20 protein-coding genes, 1 tRNA gene and 2 pseudogenes are annotated in these 21449 nt (G+C 64.1%); 3 read left to right on the forward strand and 20 right to left on the reverse strand.

Annotation, left to right across the window (positions count from 1 at the left end; genetic code table 11):
• Positions 1-21: 21 nt before the first annotated feature.
• Positions 22-111 (forward strand) — tRNA-Ser (locus tag CK224_RS17740).
• Between the two features lie 280 nt (positions 112-391).
• Here CK224_RS17740 and CK224_RS17745 read toward each other — a convergent pair.
• The 11 genes and pseudogenes from CK224_RS17745 to CK224_RS17795 all read right to left on the reverse strand — a co-directional run.
• The gene (locus CK224_RS17745) at positions 392-1021 is read right to left on the reverse strand and encodes a methyltransferase domain-containing protein (RefSeq protein WP_067001571.1); all 630 of its coding nucleotides are present in this window, start codon (positions 1019-1021) and stop codon (positions 392-394) included.
• 187 nt (positions 1022-1208) lie between these two features.
• Positions 1209-2249, reverse strand: coding sequence for an AraC family transcriptional regulator (locus CK224_RS17750; protein WP_095782618.1), 1041 nt, complete (start codon positions 2247-2249; stop codon positions 1209-1211).
• A 64-nt stretch (positions 2250-2313) separates the two neighbouring features.
• Positions 2314-3144 (reverse strand): oxidoreductase, encoded by an 831-nt coding sequence (locus CK224_RS17755; protein ID WP_095782619.1) that lies wholly within the window; start codon positions 3142-3144, stop codon positions 2314-2316.
• Between the two features lie 224 nt (positions 3145-3368).
• Positions 3369-3833, reverse strand: a complete 465-nt coding sequence (locus tag CK224_RS17760) for a DUF2147 domain-containing protein (protein WP_095782620.1) — start codon at positions 3831-3833, stop codon at positions 3369-3371.
• A 273-nt stretch (positions 3834-4106) separates the two neighbouring features.
• Entirely contained in the window at positions 4107-4646 is a 540-nt protein-coding gene (locus tag CK224_RS17765; RefSeq protein WP_210199663.1) for a sulfotransferase, read from the reverse strand.
• Between the two features lie 605 nt (positions 4647-5251).
• Positions 5252-7117 carry a DNA helicase RecQ gene (gene recQ, locus CK224_RS17770; RefSeq protein ID WP_245425974.1) on the reverse strand — a complete coding sequence of 622 codons (1866 nt, stop codon included), beginning with the start codon at positions 7115-7117 and terminating at the stop codon, positions 5252-5254.
• A 219-nt stretch (positions 7118-7336) separates the two neighbouring features.
• Positions 7337-8296, reverse strand: coding sequence for a hypothetical protein (locus CK224_RS17775; RefSeq protein ID WP_095782623.1), 960 nt, complete (start codon positions 8294-8296; stop codon positions 7337-7339).
• The gene (locus tag CK224_RS17780) at positions 8293-8892 is read right to left on the reverse strand and encodes a sulfotransferase (RefSeq protein ID WP_245425976.1); all 600 of its coding nucleotides are present in this window, start codon (positions 8890-8892) and stop codon (positions 8293-8295) included. The genes CK224_RS17775 and CK224_RS17780 overlap by 4 nt, the downstream gene beginning before the upstream one ends.
• Before the next feature lie 378 nt (positions 8893-9270).
• The gene (locus tag CK224_RS17785) at positions 9271-9600 is read right to left on the reverse strand and encodes a cupin domain-containing protein (RefSeq protein WP_095782624.1); all 330 of its coding nucleotides are present in this window, start codon (positions 9598-9600) and stop codon (positions 9271-9273) included.
• 32 nt (positions 9601-9632) lie between these two features.
• Positions 9633-10391 carry a 2-dehydro-3-deoxy-D-gluconate 5-dehydrogenase KduD gene (gene kduD / locus CK224_RS17790; RefSeq protein ID WP_095782799.1) on the reverse strand — a complete coding sequence of 253 codons (759 nt, stop codon included), beginning with the start codon at positions 10389-10391 and terminating at the stop codon, positions 9633-9635.
• A gap of 29 nt (positions 10392-10420) precedes the next feature.
• Positions 10421-10735: pseudogene (locus CK224_RS17795) on the reverse strand (GntR family transcriptional regulator); the annotation flags it as partial.
• Between CK224_RS17795 and CK224_RS17800 the strand changes: the two are divergent.
• A pseudogene (locus tag CK224_RS17800) lies at positions 10735-11133 on the forward strand (FCD domain-containing protein); the annotation flags it as partial. The pseudogenes CK224_RS17795 and CK224_RS17800 sit on opposite strands and share 1 nt — an antisense overlap.
• Before the next feature lie 119 nt (positions 11134-11252).
• Here CK224_RS17800 and CK224_RS32360 read toward each other — a convergent pair.
• Positions 11253-11387 (reverse strand): hypothetical protein, encoded by a 135-nt coding sequence (locus CK224_RS32360; protein ID WP_280940578.1) that lies wholly within the window; start codon positions 11385-11387, stop codon positions 11253-11255.
• Positions 11388-11411: 24 nt separating this feature from the next.
• Positions 11412-12815 carry a glucuronate isomerase gene (gene uxaC / locus CK224_RS17805; RefSeq protein ID WP_095782625.1) on the reverse strand — a complete coding sequence of 468 codons (1404 nt, stop codon included), beginning with the start codon at positions 12813-12815 and terminating at the stop codon, positions 11412-11414.
• A 181-nt stretch (positions 12816-12996) separates the two neighbouring features.
• On the opposite strand from uxaC, the gene CK224_RS17810 reads away from it, so the two are divergent.
• Entirely contained in the window at positions 12997-14538 is a 1542-nt protein-coding gene (locus CK224_RS17810) for a mannitol dehydrogenase family protein (RefSeq protein ID WP_067001536.1), read from the forward strand.
• 261 nt (positions 14539-14799) lie between these two features.
• On the opposite strand, the gene CK224_RS17815 is transcribed toward CK224_RS17810, so the two are convergent.
• The 7 genes from CK224_RS17815 to CK224_RS17845 form a co-directional block, all read right to left on the reverse strand.
• Positions 14800-15207, reverse strand: coding sequence for a F0F1 ATP synthase subunit epsilon (locus CK224_RS17815; RefSeq protein WP_095782626.1), 408 nt, complete (start codon positions 15205-15207; stop codon positions 14800-14802).
• A 98-nt stretch (positions 15208-15305) separates the two neighbouring features.
• A complete protein-coding gene (gene atpD, locus CK224_RS17820) occupies positions 15306-16886 on the reverse strand; it encodes a F0F1 ATP synthase subunit beta (RefSeq protein WP_067002177.1) in 1581 nt (526 codons plus the stop codon).
• Positions 16887-16961: 75 nt separating this feature from the next.
• Entirely contained in the window at positions 16962-17846 is an 885-nt protein-coding gene (locus CK224_RS17825) for a F0F1 ATP synthase subunit gamma (RefSeq protein WP_067001531.1), read from the reverse strand.
• A gap of 34 nt (positions 17847-17880) precedes the next feature.
• On the reverse strand, positions 17881-19410 hold the full coding sequence (gene atpA, locus CK224_RS17830; protein WP_067001528.1) for a F0F1 ATP synthase subunit alpha: 1530 nt from the start codon (positions 19408-19410) through the stop codon (positions 17881-17883).
• On the reverse strand, positions 19410-19970 hold the full coding sequence (locus tag CK224_RS17835) for a F0F1 ATP synthase subunit delta (protein WP_095782627.1): 561 nt from the start codon (positions 19968-19970) through the stop codon (positions 19410-19412). Before CK224_RS17835 ends, atpA begins: the two co-directional genes overlap by 1 nt.
• 247 nt (positions 19971-20217) lie before the next feature.
• Positions 20218-20613, reverse strand: coding sequence for a DUF4345 family protein (locus CK224_RS17840; RefSeq protein ID WP_067324963.1), 396 nt, complete (start codon positions 20611-20613; stop codon positions 20218-20220).
• Between the two features lie 125 nt (positions 20614-20738).
• On the reverse strand, positions 20739-21434 hold the full coding sequence (locus tag CK224_RS17845; RefSeq protein WP_095782628.1) for an aspartate/glutamate racemase family protein: 696 nt from the start codon (positions 21432-21434) through the stop codon (positions 20739-20741).
• Positions 21435-21449: the final 15 nt, after the last annotated feature.

Raw genomic sequence — 21449 nt, forward strand, 5'->3', positions numbered from 1 at the left:
AACGGCCGACCATGACCTCGCGGAGAGGTGGCAGAGTGGTCGAATGCACCGCACTCGAAATGCGGCATACTCGCAAGGGTATCGGGGGTTCGAATCCCTCCCTCTCCGCCACGACCTCCAACAACTATCTGAAACTCAGAACGGCGGCATTGCGGCCCTTAGCGACTTCTGCCCCGGTTAAACTGAACACGATGCGGAAGGGCACTAAGGCCGCGCGGGCTCTCCCGATGCAGCCTGGACGCGTAGACCGACCCCTCCCCCGGGCCTGCCCCGCCGGGCAGCTCGGGAGGCTTTCCGGGTCAGCTACAAAAGGCGTCGTTTTTCGAATCTTTGACGAAATGGACAAACGGATTCGGTTGACCGTTTTTCAGGGCCGATGGGCGACAAGCACTCAACTTGCAACGGCCGAAACCCCTTTAGGCTGCTCCGTAGCTTTGCGCCCCTGGGGCCGATCCCAAGTCCTGAGCCGCGAAATCTTGTAGACTGCGGCTGGCGGCACGTTCTGCAATGTCCGGCCTATGCGCGTGGCACGCAATTCCAATCCCTCCAGAATGGGACGCGGCACGGGACAGCGTGGACCATAGGTAAACTGATAGAAAGCGCTTCCGGGCCGCAGCAGTGAAAAGGCGCCACCCAGGATCGCGATGACCTTGTGGTCAGGCATGCTCAGAAGCGGTAGGCCGCTGATGACGGCTCCGGCTGCCCCTCTTTGAAGCGAGATGTCTCCGATGGCAGCCGCGTCCATCTGCAATACCCGCACCCGAGGAAAACGGGACTGGAGATGCTGTGCGAACTCCGCCCCGTACTCAACCAAGGTCAAGTCTTCTGGCCGCACGCCGCGCTCCAGCAGCCGCGAGGTGAAAACACCGGTGCCGGGTCCAAGTTCGACTACCAGCCCGGTCTCCGCGGTTATATCCTGCGTCATGATCCTCGCAAGCGCCTTGCCAGAAGGCGCGACTGCTGCCACGCGGAGCGGAGCGCTCAGCCAGGTTCTGAAGAACATCCAAAAATCGTGGCGCATCTTGCACACCTTTGGAAGCCGGAGCTTCGCTCACGTCGATGAATCCCTAGGCGGGTGTTAGCACTGGCGAAAAGGATGCTGATTAGCGCCAGGCGCCATTCGACTCGTGACTCGCGCCAATCCAAGCAAGTCGACAGATCACAGATGGGACAAATGCCTCCGGCCGTAGACCGCCAATCATCTCAGGCTAGTGCAAGCTGGTGCCACCAGGTCCCGACGCTCGACCCATATTCAGTTCGCGCCACCTATTGGGGGTAGTGCCTTCCCAGTCGCGGAAGGCACGATAGAATGAACTCGTGTCCTGGTAGCCGAGCAGGCAAGCGACCTCGTTGATGTCGGCAGAGGCATCGGCCAGAAGCTGGCGGCCCAGCTCGTGTCTTGCTTCCACCAGGAGTTCACGAAAGGTGGTGCCTTCCTCGGTGATACGGCGTTGCAGCGTTCGTTCGCTGAGGCCGAGATCGGTTGCAATGCCGGACAGTTCCGGCCGGCCGCTGGCCAGGTTCCTTTTCAGGACCATCTTCACCTGCTCGCGGATCGAACTGAGCGCCTGGAGTTCACCCAGGGCGGATGCAAGCGCCGGCGTGAGAATTTCCAAAAGCTCTGGATTGTATCCCGGAAACGGACGGTTCAGATCGCTGCTTTTCAAGATCAGCACGTCACGCGGCGCGCCGTAGCGGATGGGACAGGAAAAGTAAGAGCTGAGAACGTCGCTGTTGGGATCGGCACGGGTGAGTTCGACCAGGACAGGCGCCAGGTTCTGCCCGGTTCCGCGCCGGCCCAGTTCGAGCAGAAACGCGAACGTAATGTCGACGGCAATGGCCGGCTCCGGCTCCGTCGCATAGAACCACTCGCTCGTGATCGCCACCTCGCCCCTTGTTTCGGAGATATGCAGCTGTTCGGGCGTGCAGAGTCTCTTGAACCTGGCGATCCTCGACAATCCGTCGCGGTAATCCCGCGCGTGGAATGCGGCCAAAGTAGACGGCGGATGGACGGCGGTATCGGCACTCTTGACCAACCTGATGCCGACGCCGGGGTCGGAGGTGAGTTCTTCCAGGGCCTTGAAAATCGCGAAGTACTGGTGCGTCGTCACCAGACTTTGTGGGTTCAAGTGCAGCGTCGCCGGCAGCCGCGCCTGCCTCAGCACGGCAGCGGCCGGAAGCCCGAGGCCTTCGATCGCCCGCCAGAACGCCTGCGGGACCTTGCATTTGTCAGCAGGAGCTGCGCCCATGACCTGTTCTCCTGTACTCCACATCGTCGACGGGCCGCCGCCAAGCGGCCCATCCCGGTCTTGTTTATCGCATTTGGCTCATGATGATCCGGTCGAACATGCGGTCGCCGAACCATTTGCGGATAGCGATCATAGGCTTGGCGTATTTGCCGGCAGCGTAACGGGTCTTAGGCTTGCGCGCCCGGACGGCCTCCGAAACCACATCGGCAATAACGCCCGGGTTGGTGCCGCGGCCGTGGCCATAGGTGTCCCGCGTTGTCTTGGCGACCGCTTGGGAAACCTTGGCATAGGCGCTGCTTGCCGACCGCTTGACCAGGCCATCGGCGACGACATCGCCAAAGCCCGTCTCGATCAGGCCCGGCTCGACGACGACGACCTTGATGCCGAAGGGGGCTAGCTCGAGCCTCAGGCTGTCCGACCAGCCCTCAAGCGCATGTTTGGTGGCATGGTACCACGCGCCGAGAAGCGTATAGATCTTGCCGCCCATCGAGGTGATGTTGACGATGGTTCCAGCGCCCTTCTTGCGCATGGCCGGCAGCAGGAGCTGGGTCAGCCGGGCGGGACCGAAAACATTGACCTCGAACTGGTAGCGAGCCTCATCGATCGTCACGTCTTCCACCGGCCCGTAAAGACCAAAACCGGCGTTGTTGACGAGAACGTCGACACCGCCGGACTGGGCGAGTATCGTTTCCACGGCGGCCTCGATGTCGGCAGTCACTGAAATGTCCATGCGCACCGGAATGGCGCCAAGCTTGGCAAGATCGGCCATTTTGTCGACGGTGCGGGCGGCGACATAGACCTTGAAGCCGTCCTTGATCAGACGCCGGGCGATTTCCTTGCCCATGCCAGAGGATGCGCCAGTGACGAGCGCGGTTCTGTTTGCTTTCTTAGCCATTTGATTTGTGCCTTTCCTATTTTGATGTTGAATTCTGGGGCAAAAGGGGTCGGCACGCATTGGCGATCGCTGCCACGGTACTTGCAATTTCCGCCAACCTCTGGGCGGCAGCCGCCATGGCTCACGAGGGTGCGGCGACGGGCAGCGACAACCCAAGCTCCGACAAGTGCGGGAGTTGGGCGGCCCGTCATTTTGCGGGGCCAGCCAACTCCCATCCACTGCCGTCAGACGCGATGGAAGGTGCGCGTCTGGCCGAGGGCCGGAAGGCCGATGTAGCCCCTGAGGTTCATCTTGCCATTCTTGATGCGCACCTCGCAGTTGTAGGTGCGTCCCGAGGAGCCGTCATAGAGGGAGCCGCCCGTCCATGCGCCGTCATCCCAATGGAGGCCGGTGATGAAGATGGCATTCTTCATCGACCGCGAGCGCAGCGCCGGATTGGGGTTCTTGGTGTCCTTCTTGAACGTCACGCCGTCGGGCTCGACCAGTTGGTTGCCATAGAGGAGACGGGCTTGGAATTCGGAGCCGGTCTTGAACGTCTCGAGCTTCACGCTGCCGTCGTCCGCCTGCCAGGTGCCAATGATTGCATCAGACGACGCCTGCTGGGCGTGAGCCGCAGGCGCAGCGGACAGAAGTGTGGCGCCTACAAAAATGGCCAAGGCGCCGCGGCGGGAGAAATTGTTCAGATCCATCTATCTTTCCTTTGTGTGGGATTGGCGGTGCCGGCAGCCGGCACGGATCGGACGACCCGTTTGTCGACCGTTCGCGAGATCCAGTTTTCTCATCTTTGCGAGACTGGATGAGCGTAAGCTAAACCGGCGTTGCGCCTCGATCAGTCGCGGGCGGCGCCATTTTACTGACGCCTGGCGCCATGTTCGGTGGAAGAACGCTTGCCGCTACCGTTCGCAGAGCCGGCGATCGCTCGTCGGCGCTGCGCGCTTGGCGAAGGAGCGCGACAGTCGCCCTCAGCAATATCCGAAAAAGGTCATCAGCTCCTGGGCCTCACCTGCCTCGAAACGCGAGGCGAATTCCGCAGGCAGCTTCGATCGCCAGCCGCCCCTGTAGTCGGTGATCGGTTGGTTGACCTGCGCCGAACGGCGAGCCGAATGCGCCGTGCGAACTCTTCTTGCCCTTCCCCAGACGACCGGATGCCGGTGATAGTCCAGGATGGCAGCATCGAAGGCCACACCCATGAAGCGGCATAGCCGTTCGATGGAGAGCGCAGGCGACTCGATAAAGTCCTCGTAGCGCCACAGCATGGCCCCGCCCCTCTCGATGCAGAGCATCGAGGCCCTGCTGTCGGCGACCCACCTTTGGAAAGCTCTGTCGAAATCGCCCTCGTAGCGCTGCCCGAGCGATGCCACGACATCGCGGCCGTCGCGCGTCACCACAATGAAACGGGCGTCCGGGATCGTCTCGCGTATCTGACGGGTGTAATGAATATGCCCGGGGGTTTTCTCGACCCAGACGCTCCGGCGCGAAATCGCCGCCTCAAGCAAAAGCAAGCTTAGCTTGGTCCATCTGGCGCCTTTGTCCGAGACAAAAGCGCTTGTCTCCCGCGGGACACTGAAGACATCCGGATGCGCAGCCAATATCCGGGCGAGCAAGGTCGACCCGGTATGACCGCAACCACAGATGAATATTGAGGCCCTCGGCTTTGGAATAAGCCGTACCACACCCTTGTTCACAATTCTTGTTCCCCCGGAAAGACTTTATTCGAACTGTTTGCCTCGAAGATTGCAACAGGAATGTTTCCACAGGAACGGCGTGGAACCACGATCGGCGCCGTTCACATTTCAGCGTGCGGCGTATCGGGTGTATCGATGAAGCGCACGCGCTTGCCGCCGCGGCCTGCCGGGACGTGCTCGGCCAAGGCCTCGACGGCAGCAGCGCGCGATGCTTCAGCTGGCGCTGAGCTTCTTCAGCTGGCGCACGCTGGTGCGCGAGGCCGGCTTGCAGCCCTTGGATGCTGTGAGAACCATGATCGGGGCCATCCAGGGCGCAACTTGAGAGCGGGCGTTGCGCGTCGGCTGCGGGCAATCATCGTTTGAATGCGTGATCCGGTTTGTAGGTTGGGCCGGACGAGCGTGATGCGCCGGCCGATTGTGCCTCAACCTGATCCGCCGGATTGATGCGCTGCAATCGCGCTCAAGAAGACCTCGCCGAATTCCTTGAGCTTGGCTTCGCCGACGCCGTTCACCTCGGCGAAGGCAGCGAGGTCGCGCGGGCAGCGCTCGGCCATGTCGATCAGCGTGCGGTCGGAGAAAACGACATAGGCCGGGACCTGGCGTTCCTTCGCCAGGCGCAGCCGCAGCGCCTTGAGCGTGGCGAGCAGCGCGGCGTCCAGGTCTTCGGCGTCCGCCGCGGCCTGGGCCGAACGCGCCTTGTCGCGTAGGGAACGGTGCCGCGTCTCGACGCGATACTCGAAGGCGATCTCGCCGCGGCCGAGCGCGCGGCCGCGCTCGGAAATGGCAAGGCCGCCATAGCCGTCCGGGTCCGGCACCAGGTACCCGCCCGCCACAAGCTGGCGGATCAGCGACAGCCACGCGGGTCGCTTGTGCGCCGCGCCGGTGCCGAAGCTGGCAAGCCTTTGATGACCTCGGGCCAGCACTTTCTCGGTCTCGTGGCCGAGCAGGATGTCGACGATACGGGAGGCCCCGAACCGCTCGCCGGTTTGCGCCACGGCCGAAAGAATGATGCGCGCCTCGGTGCCGCCGTCCGCGCGCGGCGCCTGGCTGAGGCAGTTGTCGCAATTGCCGCAAGGCGAGGCGCCTTCGCCGAAATAGCCAAGCAGGACCTGGCGCCGGCATTGCGCCGTCTCGCAATAGCCGATCAGCGTGTCCAGTCGGCCATGTGAGCGCCGCTTGTGCTCCGGCGAGGCATCCTCGTCGTCGATGAACAGGCGCCGCGTGCGGATGTCGCCGAGGCCGTAGAGCATATGCGCCTCGGCCGGCCGCCCGTCGCGGCCGGCACGGCCGATCTCCTGGTAATAGGCCTCGAGGCTAGCCGGCAGGTCGGTGTGGAAGACATAGGCGACGTCCGGCTTGTCGATGCCCATGCCGAAGGCGATGGTCGCCACCATGACCACGCCGGACAGCGTCATGAAAGCGTTTTGGTTCGCGTCCCGCGCCTCCTTGCTCATGCCGGCATGGTAAGCGAGCGCGGAGACGCCGTTTCTTTCGAGGAAGGCCGCCATCTCCTCTGTCTTCCTGCGCGACAGGCAATAGACGATGCCGCTCTGCCCCGCATGGCGTTCGACGAAACGCAACAGCTGGCGCTTGCTGTCCTGCTTCGGCTCGATGGCAAGCTTGATGTTCGGCCGGTCGAAGCCCAGCACCAGCGTGTCGACACGGTCGGCAAACAGCCGCGCCGAAATGTCGGTGCGCGTCGTTTCGTCCGCGGTCGCGGTCAGCGCGATGATCGGCACTTTCGGAAAGAGGTCGCGCAGCCGCGCAAGGTCCTCATATTCGCGCCGAAAGGCTGGTCCCCATTGCGAGATGCAATGCGCCTCGTCGACGGCGATCAGCCGGATGTCGAGCCTGGCCAGCGCGTCGAGCATCCGCTCGGTCATCAGCCGCTCCGGCGCCAGATAGAGCAGACGCGTCTGGCCCGAGGCGACGCGGCGCCACGCCGCGACATTGGCATCGCGATCCAGCGAGGAGTTGATCGTATCGGCGGCGACGCCGGCGAGCCGCAGCGCTGCGACTTGGTCCTGCATCAGCGCCACCAGCGGCGAGACGACGATGGTGAGCCCGCCAAGGACCAGCGCCGGAACCTGGTAGCAGAGCGACTTGCCGGCGCCGGTCGGCATGACCGCCAGCACGTGGCGGCCGCACAGCAGCGCCTCTATCACGTCGGCCTGACCGGGTCGAAAATCGTCGAAGCCGAACACGTCCTTCAGCACGCGCCGCTTCGGATCGCGCCCCTCTGCCGCAATGCCCGCCACCGATGCCCGCCCCGCCATCGCGTTTTGCATTTGAGAGTGATTCCCGGTTTCGGCTGAGGTCACGTTCTTAAGGCGCGGATCGCCCGAACGCCATCGCAACCCGTGCTGTCCGCCGTTTTTGCCTGCCGGCGCCGCCGTCTCTGCCGGAGGTGCCGGCCCCTCCCTGCGCCGCAACCCGGCGATACCGAGATGGCAGGGCAAGGCGGTCGGCAGTGTCCACTGAGCCGAGGTTAGCAAAGGCAGGGCGCGTTAAACTCCAAGCCGGCTCCATAGATCCGCAATCGATCTTCGCAGCCCGACAGCCCGGAGTTCTCCCGGTCGGATTTCGGCCAGCGCGATGCCGCTCTCGCCCGCAATGGCATAGAGCAGCCAGGTCCGGCCATCCTCCTCGAAAATGGCCGGATCGCGCAGCCCGCTCTCCTTGCTTCTTGCCACGCCGGCCTTGCTGCGGCGAACCGGCAGGCCGGCGCCCTCGTAGTCGGTGCCGGGTCTCAGCAATTCGGTCCTGCCGCGCACGACCCAGCGCCGCCAGTCCTTGGAAAGGTCGACGCTGCCGTAAATCACGCGCTCCGGCGCGTCGCCCTTGCGCGTATAATAGACAATCAGCGAATCCCCGTTCTTCTGCACCGCCACATGCCGTGGCCGGACCCGGCCCGAGCCCGGCAGCACGACCGGCCCTTCCTCGAAACCGGAAAGACCATCGATAGATCGGCGAAGCCTGATACTGCCGGTGCCGAAAAGCCCATACCACCAGCCGTCGTGCCAAAAGATCCGCGCATAGAACGGCCCTAGCGCCCGGGGACTGGGGTTGAAGTAAAGGCCGTCGACCGATGTCGCCGCAAAGGTCGTCTGCTCGCGGCCATGTCGCTCAGGGCCGTGAAAATACATGACGATGCGTCGGGTCTGCTCGTCGACATGCACGTCGGGAGAGGCGATGTGATCCCTCAGAAAAGGACATTCACCAAGCGAAAGCACGCCGCCCGGGTGGATGCGCCAAGGGCCTTGCAGCGTATCTGAATAGGCTAGGCGGATGTAGGTGCCGTTGTGATGCGCGAAATAGAGGTGATACGTTGCGAGCCGGCCGGTCGCCCAGGCCGGCATCCTCACCAGCGATGGGCCGTTTATGCTGGTTCCCTCATCGCCTGGCAGCATATCGGGCGTAATCAAAGGTCCGCGCCGTTCGGCTGAAAGAGCGAGCATCGACGTCATGCGTTTGCCCACTCCGGCATGTCATAGCCGAACTCGTCACAGAACCCTCTCAGCCGGGCGAGGAAGGCGGGGGGCAGGGCTTTGAGATAGGCAAGGTATTCCTCGTTCCGTTCCCACTTCTTGAGCGATGTTGCCCGTATCGGGTTACCGGCATCCTCGCTGAAGCGGATACGCGGCCTGAGGTCGAATGCTCGCGCGATCCTCTCCTGGACCTCGTCCGGCCGAGCGATCATGTCCTCGTAGCGGACATAGACGATCGCGCGCTCCGGCTGCGCCTTTCTCAGCCGCAGCAAGGCCTCGTACTCGGCCAGCCAGCGTTCGGAGGTGACATGGAACCGGCGCTCCGCCCTGCTTTCCGGATGCGAGCTGGTGAGCACGTCGAAAGGATGGCGAACGCAATAGATCAGGCCAATGGCGGCGGGCAATTTCGCCAGATGCATATGACCCCGATCCGTGCGCTTGACGACAAGGTTGGTTTCGGAGCGGTCCAACATATCCAGCTGGGTGTATTTCGCTTCGGCTCGATGGACGAAGGTGTCCTCGAAACACCCCATCAGGCGCTGGGTCAGCGTCGTTCCGCTGCGCGCAGCCGGCAATGAATATCTTCTTGTAAGGCGCCGAGCGTCCAGCAAACCAAAGCCGCCACAGCCGCTTCACATCCAGCGCCAAGCGCCGAACCTCTCTGATCGGCCGCCTGATGGCCTTGCGCAAAAAGGCGTCTGATTTTCGTGCGACGTCCATTTCCGACTTCCGCTCCCGCCGGCTTAGTTCATCCGTGCCAAAGCTGCGGCGCGCCGTCTCTTTGGCCGATATGCCGGCAGAGTGCCAGTCCTCTTCGTTAAACCTATCTTCACCATGTTGCGGCACCGTTGTCGTCCTGCGGCAATGTTTGAGTACCGCGGCGGTGCCACGAGCGCCCAGGCAACAAACCCGCGCCTCACGGCGCGGGTTTTTCTTTGGCAACAGGAACATCGTTATAGGAAGTCGGCCCGATAAGGCGCAAAACTGTCGACCAGCCGCCCCGCTTCCAGCGCCCTGACGCCGTGCACCAGGTTGGACGGCACGATGAAGCTGCTTCCCGCTGCCAGGATCTCTGACTTGCCGTCGATGGTGACTTCGAAGCGGCCTTCGGCGACATAGCTTGCCTGGACGTGGGGATGCGAATGCAGCGCGCCGAGGCCGCCCTTGTCGAAGGCGAATTCGACCATCATCAGTTCGGCCGTGTGCACCAGCACGCGCCGTCTGTTGCCGTCGGGCGTCGGCTCCCAGGCTTTTTCGCCGGCATGTGAAAAGAGAGGCGTCATCGCTTAGCTTCCGTTCGAAATTGGCAGAATGGTCACCGCGCCAGCCAGCCGCCGTCCACCGGCATCACCGCGCCATGCATGTAGTCCGACGCGGGCGCGAGCAGGAAAACGGCCGCGTCGCCGATGTCGCCCGGCCGGCCCCAGCGCCCCGCGGGAATGCGTCCGAGGATGGCGGCGCTGCGGTCGGGGTCGGCGCGCAAGGGTTCGGTGTTGTTGGTTTCGATATAGCCCGGCGCGATGCCGTTGACGTTTATGCCTTTCGCCGCCCATTCGCAGGCGAGCAGCCTCGTGAGGCCAAGCACACCATGTTTCGAAGCGGTGTAGGAGGCGACGCGGATGCCGCCCTGGAAGCTCAGCACCGAGCCTATGTTGACGATCTTGCCGCGCCGCCCGGGCTCGGCCAGCACGCGTCTGGCAAAACTCTGGCAAAGCCGGAAGACCGTCTTCAAATTGATGTCCATCACCTCGTCCCAGTCGGCTTCGGTCAGATCGACCGCGTCGGCGCGTCGTATGATGCCGGCATTGTTGACCAAGCCGTCGAGCGGTCCCTTCTCGTCCCATATCCGGTCGAGCATGACGGCAGCCGCGGCAGGATCGCCGAGATCGGCGGCCACGGTTTCGAACTGGCCACCAATGGCCGCGATCTTCTCCGCGGTTTCATCCATCGCCGAGCGCCCGACGCCGATGACGGCGCCGCCGGCGCGCGCGACCGACACTGCAATGCCTTGGCCGATGCCGGTGTTGGCGCCTGTGACGCGATATAGTCGACATTGTCGCCAGCCATGGCCCAGATGAAAGCGCCGGTGTGTGTCTGGTCCATCTCTACCGCCGCGTTGCGTCGGTTGGCGGCAAGGCCGGCCGATTCGATCTCGATCGCCAGCCGCACCTCGAGCACGTTGAGCGCGGTCGAATCCTTGGCGCCCATGTCGGCGGCCAAAACGCCGAGCGTGGTGGAGATGTGTTCTGTGACGAAGACGCCGGCGCCCTGCCGCGCCTCGACGAGGCCGTCGGCGGCAAGCTTTGCCAGCGCCTCGCGAATGACGGTGCGGCTGACGCCGAAGGTTTCCGTGAGTTGCCCTTCGGTCGGCAGCTTGTGCCCGGGCGGGATCTCGCCCGCCAACAGCTGCTTGCGGATCGCAAGAGGCGGCGATCCAAGAGGCTTTCTTCGAGTTCGAGCGGCTTCTGCTCGCCAGCCAGCCGACCGGTCCGGCGGATCTCGCCTTCCATAGGGCGATCGCCAGCGCCACCAATAACCCGTTCTATGTCGAGATGCTCGACGTGCTCGGCCGCCGCGCCATCCCCTGCGACGTCACCTCGCCCTGGTCGGCCGAGCTCGTCCAGTCCGACGAGTACCAGCGTGGCCTGCAACGGGAGCATCTGGTGATCCTCAACGCGATTTCGGCGGGCGACCCCGAAGCCGCGCGCGAGGCGATGCGGGCACATCTCACCTCGAGCCAGCAGCGCTACCGCGAGCGCCTGCAGGCGCGGCAGGCCTATTACGCAAAGTCCGTGGCGGCTGCGTCGACCGGATAATCATTCGAGCAAGGCCGCGACCACCGTTTCCGACAGCTTCGGCTTCCGTTCGACCCTGAAATCCGTCGTGGGCCCGGCCACGTCGCACTCCCCTATCTGAACGCCCTATTCGAGGACGCCTACTTGAAGACACTTGGCAACCACAGCGAGATCGCGGGAATATACGTCACCAGCGCCAGAACCACGATACCCGCGCCGTAGAACGGCCAGTTCGAGCGTATCGCTTCCCAGACCGTGATCTTGCCGAACTTCATGCCCTTCAAATCCTGGCGCCCGGCTCAGAGCCGGTACGCCTTCTTGGCAAGCGTGTAGGCAAGCTCGCGCGCCAGCTCATGCGCTTCCTCCTCGCGCAGCCGATGTTCGGCGACGAGCCGCGCCAGGAAGGCACAGTCGACACGCCGCGCGACGTCGTGGCGCGCCGGGATCGATGGAAAGGCGCGCGTGTCGTCGTTGAAGCCGACCGTATTGTAGAAGCCCGCCGTCTCGGTGGTCATCTCGCGGAAGCGGCGCATGCCTTCCGGGCTGTCGTGGAACCACCAGGCCGGCCCAAGCTTCAGCGCCGGATAGACGCCGGCGAGCGGCGCCAGCTCGCGCGCATAGCTCGTCTCGTCGAGCGTGAACAGAATGATCGTCAGGTCTCGCTCCAGCCCGACGCAGTCGAGCAGCGGCTTCAGCGCCGTCACATAGTCGGTCCGGGTCGGGATATCGAAACCCTTGTCGCGGCCGAATTTCTGGAAAACAGCCGGCGAATGATTGCGCCACGACCCGGGATGGATCTGCATTACCAGCCCATCGTCGCGACTCATCTTGGCCATCTCGGTCAGCAGCTGGGCGCGGAACAGTTTTCGCTCGCGCTCGTCCTCCGAACCGCGGCGGATGCTGTCGAACAGCTCCTGCGCCGCCGTGTCGGAAAGATTGGCGGTGTCGGCGGTCGGATGGCCGTGATCGGACGAGGTGGCGCCGAATTCCTTGAAATAGGCGCGGCGCTTTCGGTGCGCCTCGAGATAGCCGGCCCATGTGCCGGTGTCGCATCCGGTGATTTCGCCCAGGCGATCGAGATTGGCTAGAAACCCTTCGAGGTCGGGATCGACCACGGCGTCCGGCCGGTAGGCGGTAACGACGCGGCCCTGCCAACCGCTGTCACGGATCATCCGATGCCATTTGAGATCGTCGAGCGCCCCTTCGGTGGTGGCGATCACCTCGATGTTGAAGCGCTCGAACAGCGCCCGCGGCCGATAGTCGGCGCGCTGAAGAAGCGCGGCGATCGTGTCGTAGCACCGATCAGCGGTGCTGGCGTTGAGCGGTTCGTCGATGCCGAACAGGTGCTCGAACACATGGTCGAGCCAGAGCCGGGTCGGCGTGCCGCGGAAGAGATAGTAATGCTCGGCAAAGCGCCGCCAGATCGTTCTGCCGTCGGTCTCGACCGGCGCTCCGTCGAGCGTCGGCACGCCGAGCTTTTCCAGCGGCACGCCCTGGCTGAACAGCATGCGGAAAATGTAGTGGTCCGGGACGATCAGGAGCTGCGCGGGGTCGGGAAAGGGCTCGTTGAACGCATACCAGCGCGGGTCCGTGTGGCCATGCGGGCTGACGATCGGCAGGTCCTTGACGCCTGCATGAAGGGCGCGAGCCAGCGTTCGCGTTTCCGGCGCGAACAACAGGTCCGGATCAGTCAATGCAGCCACTTCGCTCCTCCCAGGCTGCCCCATTGGTGGATTAGCAAACAACATTGTCAACATACAAAAACCAGCCAGTTGTATGATGACTTTTGCATAAGGCCCGGCCATTGTACCGGGCAGCGGCGGGTGCTACGCCGCTGCCGCCATTCCTGCCAGGCTCGACGCGCCGATCGGAGACTTCAAACCAATGAACAGCCGTCTGTCGAACGCCTCGATCACGCAGCTGCCGGGCGCAATCGCCATACCCCGCTACGATCGCGGCGCCGTGACGCCCGGCATCGTCCATCTCGGCGTCGGCGCCTTCCATCGCGCTCATCAGGCGGCCTATGTCGACGCCTCCCTGGCTGATGGCGATACAGGTTGGGGCATCATTGGCGTCTCGCTGCGCAGTCCCGACACACGCGATGCGCTGTCGCCGCAGGACGGTCTCTACACGCTGGCGGTGAGGGAAAGCGCCGGCGAGCAGTTGCAGATCATCGGCTCGATCGTGTCGTTGCTGGTGGCGCCCGAAGATCCGGACGCCGTGCTTACCGCGCTCACCGATCCGCGCACCCGCATCGTCACGCTGACCATCACCGAAAAGGCCTATCTGAGGGCCGCCGACGGCAGCCTAGACGAAACTCATCCCGATATCGTCCACGATCTGGGAAACCCCGGATCGCCCAGGACGGCGCATGGTTTCCTGGCCGAGGCGCTTGCGCGCCGCCGCGCCGCCGGCACGCCGCCCTTCACGGTGCTGTGCTGCGACAACCTTCCGGCCAACGGCGCCACGCTGCACAAGCTGTTGCTCGAGTTTGCCAAGCTGCGCGACTTACGACTCGCTCGACAGGGCGATGCCGGGCTCGCTCGACAGGGCGATGCCGAACTCGCCCGCCATGTCGCCGGCGAAGTGGCCTTCCCGTCTTCCATGGTCGATCGCATCGTGCCGGCGACCACCGACGCCGACCGCGCCCGCATCGCCGGCGAGCTTGGCCTCCAGGATGCCTGGCCGGTGGTGACCGAGCCGTTCTGCCAATGGGTGATTGAGGACCGTTTCCCCACCGGGCGGCCGGCCTGGGAGAGATTCGGCGTCACCATGGTCGAGGATGTCGGTCCCTTCGAGGACATGAAGCTGAGGCTGCTCAACGGCGCGCATTCCGGCATCGCCTATCTTGGCCTGCTCAGCGGCCACACCACCGTCGACCGCGCCTTCGCCGACCCGTCGATCCGACGGTTTGTCGACGCATTGTGGGCCGAAGCCGTGCCGACGCTGCCTGAGGATGCAGGCCTCGATACGGCCGCCTATACGGCCGAGCTCGCCCAGCGCTTCTCCAACACCGCGCTTGCTCATCGCACCGCGCAGATCGCCAATGACGGCAGCCAGAAACTGCCGCAGCGCATCGTCGCGTCAGCCATCGAATGCCTCGAAGCCGGGACCGAGTTCGTACACCTGACGCTGGTGGTCACCGCCTGGATCGCCGCATGCGCCGCGCGCGGTGGCAGCTTGCCGGAGGGCCATTTCACCGATCCACTCGATACCGCCCTCAGCGACATCTTCGCCCGGATTCTGCCGACGGCGGAGATGACGGAGGCCGTGTTCGACCTCGCCGGCTTTGCCAAAGCTCATCCGGAGCGACAGAAGTTGATCGAGTCTGTCGCCACTCATCTCGTCCATTTCAAGCAGGGCGGTCCGAAGCTGGCTCTCGCGGCGATCGGCATCGGCAAAGAACCGCTCCAGCTGGCCGAATAGCGCGTCTGTACCGAGACTACTCGCCCGACCGTTCACGACCTGCCGTGTGGCATAGTCGGCCCCCGTTCGAGTTTCAGAACAGGCGCACTGCCTTGCCGACGAGATTAGAGCGGCTCGCCGTTTGCATGAAACGGCACGACACCCTGACAAGCAGGGCGGACCGTCTCCCAAACGAGAAAACGAGAAAACGGGGCAAACAAAAAAGCGGGGCAAGCCCCGGGGCAAGCCCGCTCTCTTTCAGTCCATCGTAAGAGGCCGCCGTCAGGCCGGCAGCAGCGCGCCTTCCAACGTGGTGAGCTGGCTGAGAAACTGCTCGGCCTTGCTGCGGGCCTCGTCGTCCTTGGCGTCGGCGGCGTCTTCCCTGGCTTCCTGGATGCGGCGGGCGAGATCAGCGCGGTCGATGTCGCCGACGGCGACCGCCGATTCGGCCAGCAGCGTGCAGCCGTAGGGCAGGATGTCGGCGAAGCCGCCGAACACGACGTAGCGCTCTTCCTTGCCTGCCGCGGTTTTCACCGTGACGACGCCGGGCTTGATCGTGGTCATGACCGGAGCGTGCTGCGCCATCACGGTCATCTCGCCTTCGGCGCCCGGGATGACGACGGACTCGACCTGCTCGGAAACGAGCAGCCGCTCCGGCGAGACCAGTTCGAACTTGAAAGCTTCAGCCATGCCAATCTAGCGAGTAGGGAATAGCGGGTAGCGAGTAGTGAAAAACTCGGCCGGCCCACTGATCCCTATTCGCTACTCCCTATTCGCTATTCGCTTCTTTACGCCGCTTCAGCCGCCAGGCGCTGCGCCTTCTCGACCGCTTCCTCGATGCCGCCGACCATGTAGAAGGCGGCTTCGGGCAGATGGTCGTAATCGCCGGCGCAAAGGCCCTTGAAGCCCTTGATGGTGTCGGCAAGGTCGACCAGCTTGCCGGGCGAGCCGGTGAACACTTCGGCGACGAAGAACGGCTGCGACAGGAAGCGCTCGATCTTGCGGGCGCGGGCAACGGTCTGCTTGTCCTCTTCCGACAGCTCGTCCATGCCAAGGATGGCGATGATGTCCTGCAGCGACTTGTAGCGCTGCAGGATCGACTGCACCTGGCGGGCGACCTGGTAGTGCTCCTCGCCGACAACCATCGGGTCGAGCATGCGCGAGGTCGAATCGAGCGGATCAACGGCCGGGTAGATGCCCTTTTCCGAGATCGCGCGGTTGAGCACGGTCGTGGCGTCGAGGTGGGCGAAGGACGTGGCCGGCGCCGGGTCGGTCAAGTCGTCGGCCGGAACGTAGATGGCCTGCACCGAGGTGATCGAACCCTTGGTCGTGGTCGTGATGCGCTCCTGCAGCGCGCCCATGTCGGTGGCGAGCGTCGGCTGATAGCCCACGGCCGAGGGGATGCGGCCGAGCAGCGCCGACACTTCCGATCCGGCCTGGGTGAAGCGGAAGATGTTGTCGACGAAGAACAGCACGTCCTGGCCCTGGTCGCGGAAATACTCGGCGACGGTGAGGCCGGTCAGGCCGACGCGGGCGCGCGCGCCCGGCGGCTCGTTCATCTGGCCGTAGACCAGCGCGGCCTTGGAACCCTGGCCGCCGCCCTTCTTGTTGACGCCCGATTCGATGAACTCGTGATAGAGGTCGTTGCCTTCGCGGGTGCGTTCGCCGACGCCGGCGAACACCGAGAAGCCGCCGTGGGCCTTGGCGACGTTGTTGATAAGTTCCTGGATCAGCACGGTCTTGCCGACGCCGGCGCCGCCGAACAGGCCGATCTTGCCGCCGCGGGCGTAAGGCGCCAGCAGGTCGAGGACCTTGATGCCGGTGACCAGGATCTGCGCTTCCGTCGACTGGTCGACATAGGCCGGAGCCGGCTGGTGAATGGCGCGCATTTCGACGGCGTCGACCGGGCCGGCCTCGTCGACCGGTTCGCCGATGACGTTGATGATGCGGCCGAGCATGCCCGGGCCGACCGGCACCGAAATCGGTCCGCCGGTGTCATAGACATCCTGGCCGCGCACGAGACCTTCGGTCGAGTCCATGGCGATGCAGCGCACGGTGTTCTCGCCGAGATGCTGGGCGACTTCGAGGACGAGGCGGTTGCCGACATTGTCGGTTTCCAGCGCATTCAGAATGGCCGGGAGATGATCTTCGAACTGGACGTCGACGACGGCGCCGATGACCTGGCGCACCTTGCCGGCGGCGCCGACCCGCTTCGCCGCAACGCTGGCCGCCTTCGCCGGAGCCGCTGCCTTGGCCGGAGCGGCCGCCTTCTTGGCCGGAGCGGCATTCGCGGCTGCTGCCGGAGCCTTTGCCGCCTTGGGGGCCGGTGCCGCCTTGGCGGCGGTCTTCGGGGTAGCTGCTTTCGCCATCGTCTTTGCCCTTTTCGTCTGTCTGTTGCTCACGCCTTCTGCCGCGAGGTCCATGGCCTCGGCGGCGGGGCGCGCCTAGAGCGCCTCGGCGCCCGAAATGATTTCGATGAGTTCCTTGGTGATCTGCGCCTGCCGCTGGCGATTGTAGGTGATCGACAGCCTGTTGATCATGTCGCCGGCGTTGCGCGTCGCATTGTCCATCGCGCTCATCTTAGCGCCCATCTCGCCGGCCGCGTTTTCCAGCAGCGCGCGGAAGATCTGCACCGCGATGTTGCGCGGGATGAGGTCGGAGAGGATCTCGCCCGGCTCCGGCTCGTATTCGTAGACGGCCGTGGCGCCGTTGCTCGTCTCGGCAGCGGCGGAAGCCGGGGCCGCCGGGATGATCTGCTGCGCCGTCGGAATCTGGCTGATCACCGACTTGAACTGCGAATAGAACAGCGTGCAGACGTCGAAGCCGCCCTGGTTGAACAGGTTGATCACCTTGCGCGCGATCGCATCGGCATTGACGAAGCCGAGCGTCTTGACCTCGCGCAGGTCGACGCGCTCGAGGATCAGCGAGCCGTACTCGCGGCGCAGGATGTCAAAACCCTTCTTGCCGACGCAGATGATCTTGACCTGCTTGCCGTCGGCGAGAAGCTTACGAATATGCTCGCGGGCCAGGCGCGCGATCTGCGAATTGAAGCCGCCGCACAGGCCGCGCTCGGCGGTGCAGACGATGAGCAGATGCACGTCGTCCCTGCCGGTGCCCGTCATCAGCGCCGGGGCATCGCCGCCGCCGCCGATCGCCTGGGTGATGTTGGCCAGCACCGCCCCCATCCGCTCGGAATAGGGACGCGCCGCTTCGGCCGCTTCCTGCGCGCGACGCAGCTTCGCCGCGGCGACCATCTGCATCGCCTTGGTGATCTTCTGCGTCGCCTTGACCGAGGCGATACGGTTACGAAGGTCTTTTAATGAAGGCATGCTTCAAACCTGATCCCGTGCGTCCGGCTGCTCGTTAAGCGAAGGTCTTGGCGAAGGCGTCGATCTCGGCCTTGAGCTTGCCGCGCAGGTCGTCCGACAGAGCCTTCTCCTTGCGGATGCCGTCGAGCACGTCCTTGCCGGCCGAGCGCATGTGGCTGAGCAGGCCGTGCTCGAACTTGCCGACCTGGTTCAGCGCCAACTTGTCGAGATAGCCATTGACGCCGGCGAAGATCACCGCGACCTGCTCTTCGGTCTTGAGCGGCGAGAACTGCGGCTGCTTCAGGAGCTCCGTCAGGCGCGAACCGCGATTGAGCAGACGCTGGGTGGCGGCGTCGAGGTCGGAGCCGAACTGCGCGAAGGCCGCCATTTCGCGGTACTGCGCGAGCTCGCCCTTGATCGAGCCGGCGACCTGCTTCATCGCCTTGACCTGCGCCGAGGAGCCGACGCGCGACACCGACAGACCGACGTTCACCGCCGGGCGGATGCCCTGGAAGAAGAGGTTGGTCTCGAGGAAGATCTGGCCGTCGGTGATCGAGATCACGTTGGTCGGGATGTATGCCGACACGTCGTTGGCCTGCGTCTCGATGATGGGCAGCGCGGTCAGCGAGCCGTTGCCATTATCGTCATTGAGCTTCGCGGCGCGCTCCAGCAGGCGCGAATGCAGGTAGAACACGTCGCCCGGATAGGCTTCGCGACCCGGCGGGCGGCGCAGCAGCAGTGACATCTGGCGGTAGGCGACGGCCTGCTTCGACAGGTCGTCATAGCTGATGAGGGCATGCATGCCGTTGTCGCGGAAATATTCGCCCATGGTGCAGCCGGCGAACGGCGCCAGGAACTGCATCGGCGCCGGATCCGACGCAGTCGCGGCGATGATGATGGAGTAGTCGAGCGCGCCGCGCTCCTCCAGCACCTTGACGAACTGCGCGACGGTCGAGCGCTTCTGGCCGACGGCGACGTAGACGCAGTAGAGCTTCTCCTTCTCCGGGCCGTTGTCGTGCACCGACTTCTGGTTCAGCATCGTGTCGAGGATGATGGCGGTCTTACCGGTCTGACGGTCGCCGATGACCAGCTCGCGCTGACCGCGGCCGACCGGGATCAGCGCGTCGATGGCCTTGAGGCCGGTCGACATCGGCTCATGCACCGACTTGCGCGGAATGATGCCGGGCGCCTTGACGTCGACGCGGCGGCGTTCGGTCGCCTGGATCGGGCCCTTGCCGTCGATCGGATTGCCGAGCGCGTCGACCACGCGGCCGAGCAGGCCGGGACCGACCGGAACGTCGACGATGGCGCCGGTGCGCTTGACGGTGTCGCCTTCCTTGATGTCGCGGTCGTTGCCGAAGATGACGACGCCGACATTGTCGGCTTCGAGGTTCAGCGCCATGCCGCGGATGCCGCCCGGGAATTCGACCATCTCGCCGGCCTGGACGTTGTCGAGCCCGTAGACGCGGGCAATGCCGTCACCGACGGACAGAACCTGGCCGACTTCGGAGACCTCGGCCTCCTTGCCGAAATTCTTGATCTGGTCTTTCAGAATTGCGGAAATTTCCGCGGCGCGGATGTCCATCAGCCGACCTCTTTCAGTGCAAGCTTGAGCGAATTGAGTTTGGTTTTGAGCGACGTATCGATCTGGCGCGAGCCCATCTTGACGATCAGGCCGCCGAGCAGCGACGGGTCGACGGTCATGACGATGGTCACGTCCTTGCCGGCGATGCCCGTCAGCGTCGCCTTGAGTTCGGCCTGCTGCGCATCCGTCAGCGCATGCGCGGAGGTGACTTCGGCGGACGCCTCGCCGCGGTGGTCGGCGGCAATCTGGCGGAACGCCTTGATCATGCCGGGCACGGCGAACAGGCGGCGGTTGCGGGCGACGACGCGCAGGAAATTGCCGACGAGGCCGGTGATGTTGGCTCTAGAGATGATCGCCCCGATCGCCTTGGCCTGATCGTCGCTGGAGAACACCGGACTGTTGATGAGCCGGGCAAGGTCGGCGCTGCCGTTGAGCATCGCCTCGAAATCGCTGAGGTCGGCCTCGACCTGGGCGACCGAATTTTCCTGCAGCGCGAGCTCGAACAGCGAGCTTGCATAGCGCTCTGCGACAGCTGAGATTGGCGATGACGATTGGGCCACGGACCGTCTTTTCTCTTGTCTGACAGGCCGCAGATTGTTGGCGCGAGCGAAAACTCTGGCTAAATCTTTGACCTTACTGCGATTTTTCCAAGCACGGAGGGATGGCTTCCGCTATCCCCGGCCGAAAGTCGATTGCCGTCTAGCACAGGCCTTTTGAGACCGCAATGCATCGTCCGGCATGGTTTTCAGGCACTTTTGTCGCATCAGGCGGCGAAGGCCGAGCCTGAGCGGCGGATTAGTCACGAATTCACGGCACGAAGCCGAAGGCGAAGGCAAGCGGCAGCGCCGCCAGGGCCAATTCAACCACGATGGAAGCCCAGTTGAAAGGTGTGTTGGCGCCGTCCGACATCATCGACAAAAGCCGGCCGAAAGCGGTGAACAGCCATGAGAAGCCGAGCGCCATATAGAGCAGCGGCTGCGCGAGCAGGATGCAGCACAGGCTGACGCCGAGGTAGAAGCCCGACATGCGGCCGCGCCCTTCGGCGATCGCCGCCGCTTTCTCCGGCTTCGCTTGCAGGCGCAGGATGCGGAAGGCGAGGTTCGGCGCCAGGAATAGGACGAGGCCGATGAGCAGCGTCACGACGGCGCTCGACCATGCCAGCCACTCGCCCTGGCTCGCCGGCCACGGAAACGCGAACTCCATCTGATCCCCCTCGGAAAGTCTTGTTCTGAAATTGCCGGCATTCTAGCCGAGGAAAATCCGCGCGCCAGATGGCGGCCGGCACATTTGAAAAGACGCAAGAGAAGAAGCGTCAGAAGAGCGCCCGATCAGGACAATGCGAACTCGATCGCTGCCTCGGCATGGATGCGCGTGGTGTCGAACACCGGCATGTCGAAATCGCCCTGGCCGATCAGCATGGTGATCTCGGTGCAGCCCATGATGAGGCCGTCGATCTTTTCGTCGCGCCGCAGACGGCCGACTTCCTCGACATAAGCGGACTTCGAGTCGGCTTTGACGATACCCTGGCAGAGCTCATCATAGATAATCCGGTGCACCATGTCGCGGCCGGCCTGGCCGGGCACGACCGGCTGCAGGCCGTATTTGTCGGCGAGCCGTCCTTTGTAGAAATCCTGCTCCATGGTGAAGCGTGTCGCTAGCAGCGCCGGCCGCTTCACGCCTGCGGCGACAACAGCGTGTCCAGTTGCGTCGGCGATATGGATGAGCGGAATCGAGATGGCCGCCTGCACCGTGTCGGCGAGTTTGTGCATGGTGTTGGTGCAGATCACCAGGCCCTCGGCGCCGCCGGCCTCCAGCTTTCGCGCGGCTTTCACCAGAAGGACGCCGGCGCCGTCCCAGTCGCCGGCATGCTGGCGTTCGGCGATCTCGGCGAAGTCGAACGACAACAGGAGCAGCTTCGCCGAATGCAGCCCGCCCAGCCGCTCGCGCACGATCTCGTTGAGCAGTCGGTAGTAGATCGCCGTCGATTCCCAGCTCATGCCGCCGATAAGGCCGAGGGTTTTCATAAAGCGAGCACTCCG

It is taken from the genome of Mesorhizobium sp. WSM3862 (assembly GCF_002294985.1).
GTDB lineage: Bacteria > Pseudomonadota > Alphaproteobacteria > Rhizobiales > Rhizobiaceae > Mesorhizobium.

Bases quoted from the DNA above. Each gene is read 5' to 3' on its own strand.
- CK224_RS17745 (WP_067001571.1), bottom strand. From the start codon at position 1,021: ATGCGCCACGATTTTTGGATGTTCTTCAGAACCTGGCTGAGCGCTCCG.
- CK224_RS17750 (WP_095782618.1), bottom strand. From the start codon at position 2,249: ATGGGCGCAGCTCCTGCTGACAAATGCAAGGTCCCGCAGGCGTTCTGG.
- CK224_RS17755 (WP_095782619.1), bottom strand. From the start codon at position 3,144: ATGGCTAAGAAAGCAAACAGAACCGCGCTCGTCACTGGCGCATCCTCT.
- CK224_RS17760 (WP_095782620.1), bottom strand. From the start codon at position 3,833: ATGGATCTGAACAATTTCTCCCGCCGCGGCGCCTTGGCCATTTTTGTA.
- recQ (WP_245425974.1), bottom strand. From the start codon at position 7,117: ATGCAAAACGCGATGGCGGGGCGGGCATCGGTGGCGGGCATTGCGGCA.
- CK224_RS17775 (WP_095782623.1), bottom strand. From the start codon at position 8,296: ATGACGTCGATGCTCGCTCTTTCAGCCGAACGGCGCGGACCTTTGATT.
- CK224_RS17785 (WP_095782624.1), bottom strand. From the start codon at position 9,600: ATGACGCCTCTCTTTTCACATGCCGGCGAAAAAGCCTGGGAGCCGACG.
- CK224_RS32360 (WP_280940578.1), bottom strand. From the start codon at position 11,387: ATGAAGTTCGGCAAGATCACGGTCTGGGAAGCGATACGCTCGAACTGG.
- CK224_RS17810 (WP_067001536.1), top strand. From the start codon at position 12,997: ATGAACAGCCGTCTGTCGAACGCCTCGATCACGCAGCTGCCGGGCGCA.
- CK224_RS17815 (WP_095782626.1), bottom strand. From the start codon at position 15,207: ATGGCTGAAGCTTTCAAGTTCGAACTGGTCTCGCCGGAGCGGCTGCTC.
- atpD (WP_067002177.1), bottom strand. From the start codon at position 16,886: ATGGCGAAAGCAGCTACCCCGAAGACCGCCGCCAAGGCGGCACCGGCC.
- CK224_RS17825 (WP_067001531.1), bottom strand. From the start codon at position 17,846: ATGCCTTCATTAAAAGACCTTCGTAACCGTATCGCCTCGGTCAAGGCG.
- atpA (WP_067001528.1), bottom strand. From the start codon at position 19,410: ATGGACATCCGCGCCGCGGAAATTTCCGCAATTCTGAAAGACCAGATC.
- CK224_RS17840 (WP_067324963.1), bottom strand. From the start codon at position 20,613: ATGGAGTTCGCGTTTCCGTGGCCGGCGAGCCAGGGCGAGTGGCTGGCA.
- CK224_RS17845 (WP_095782628.1), bottom strand. From the start codon at position 21,434: ATGAAAACCCTCGGCCTTATCGGCGGCATGAGCTGGGAATCGACGGCG.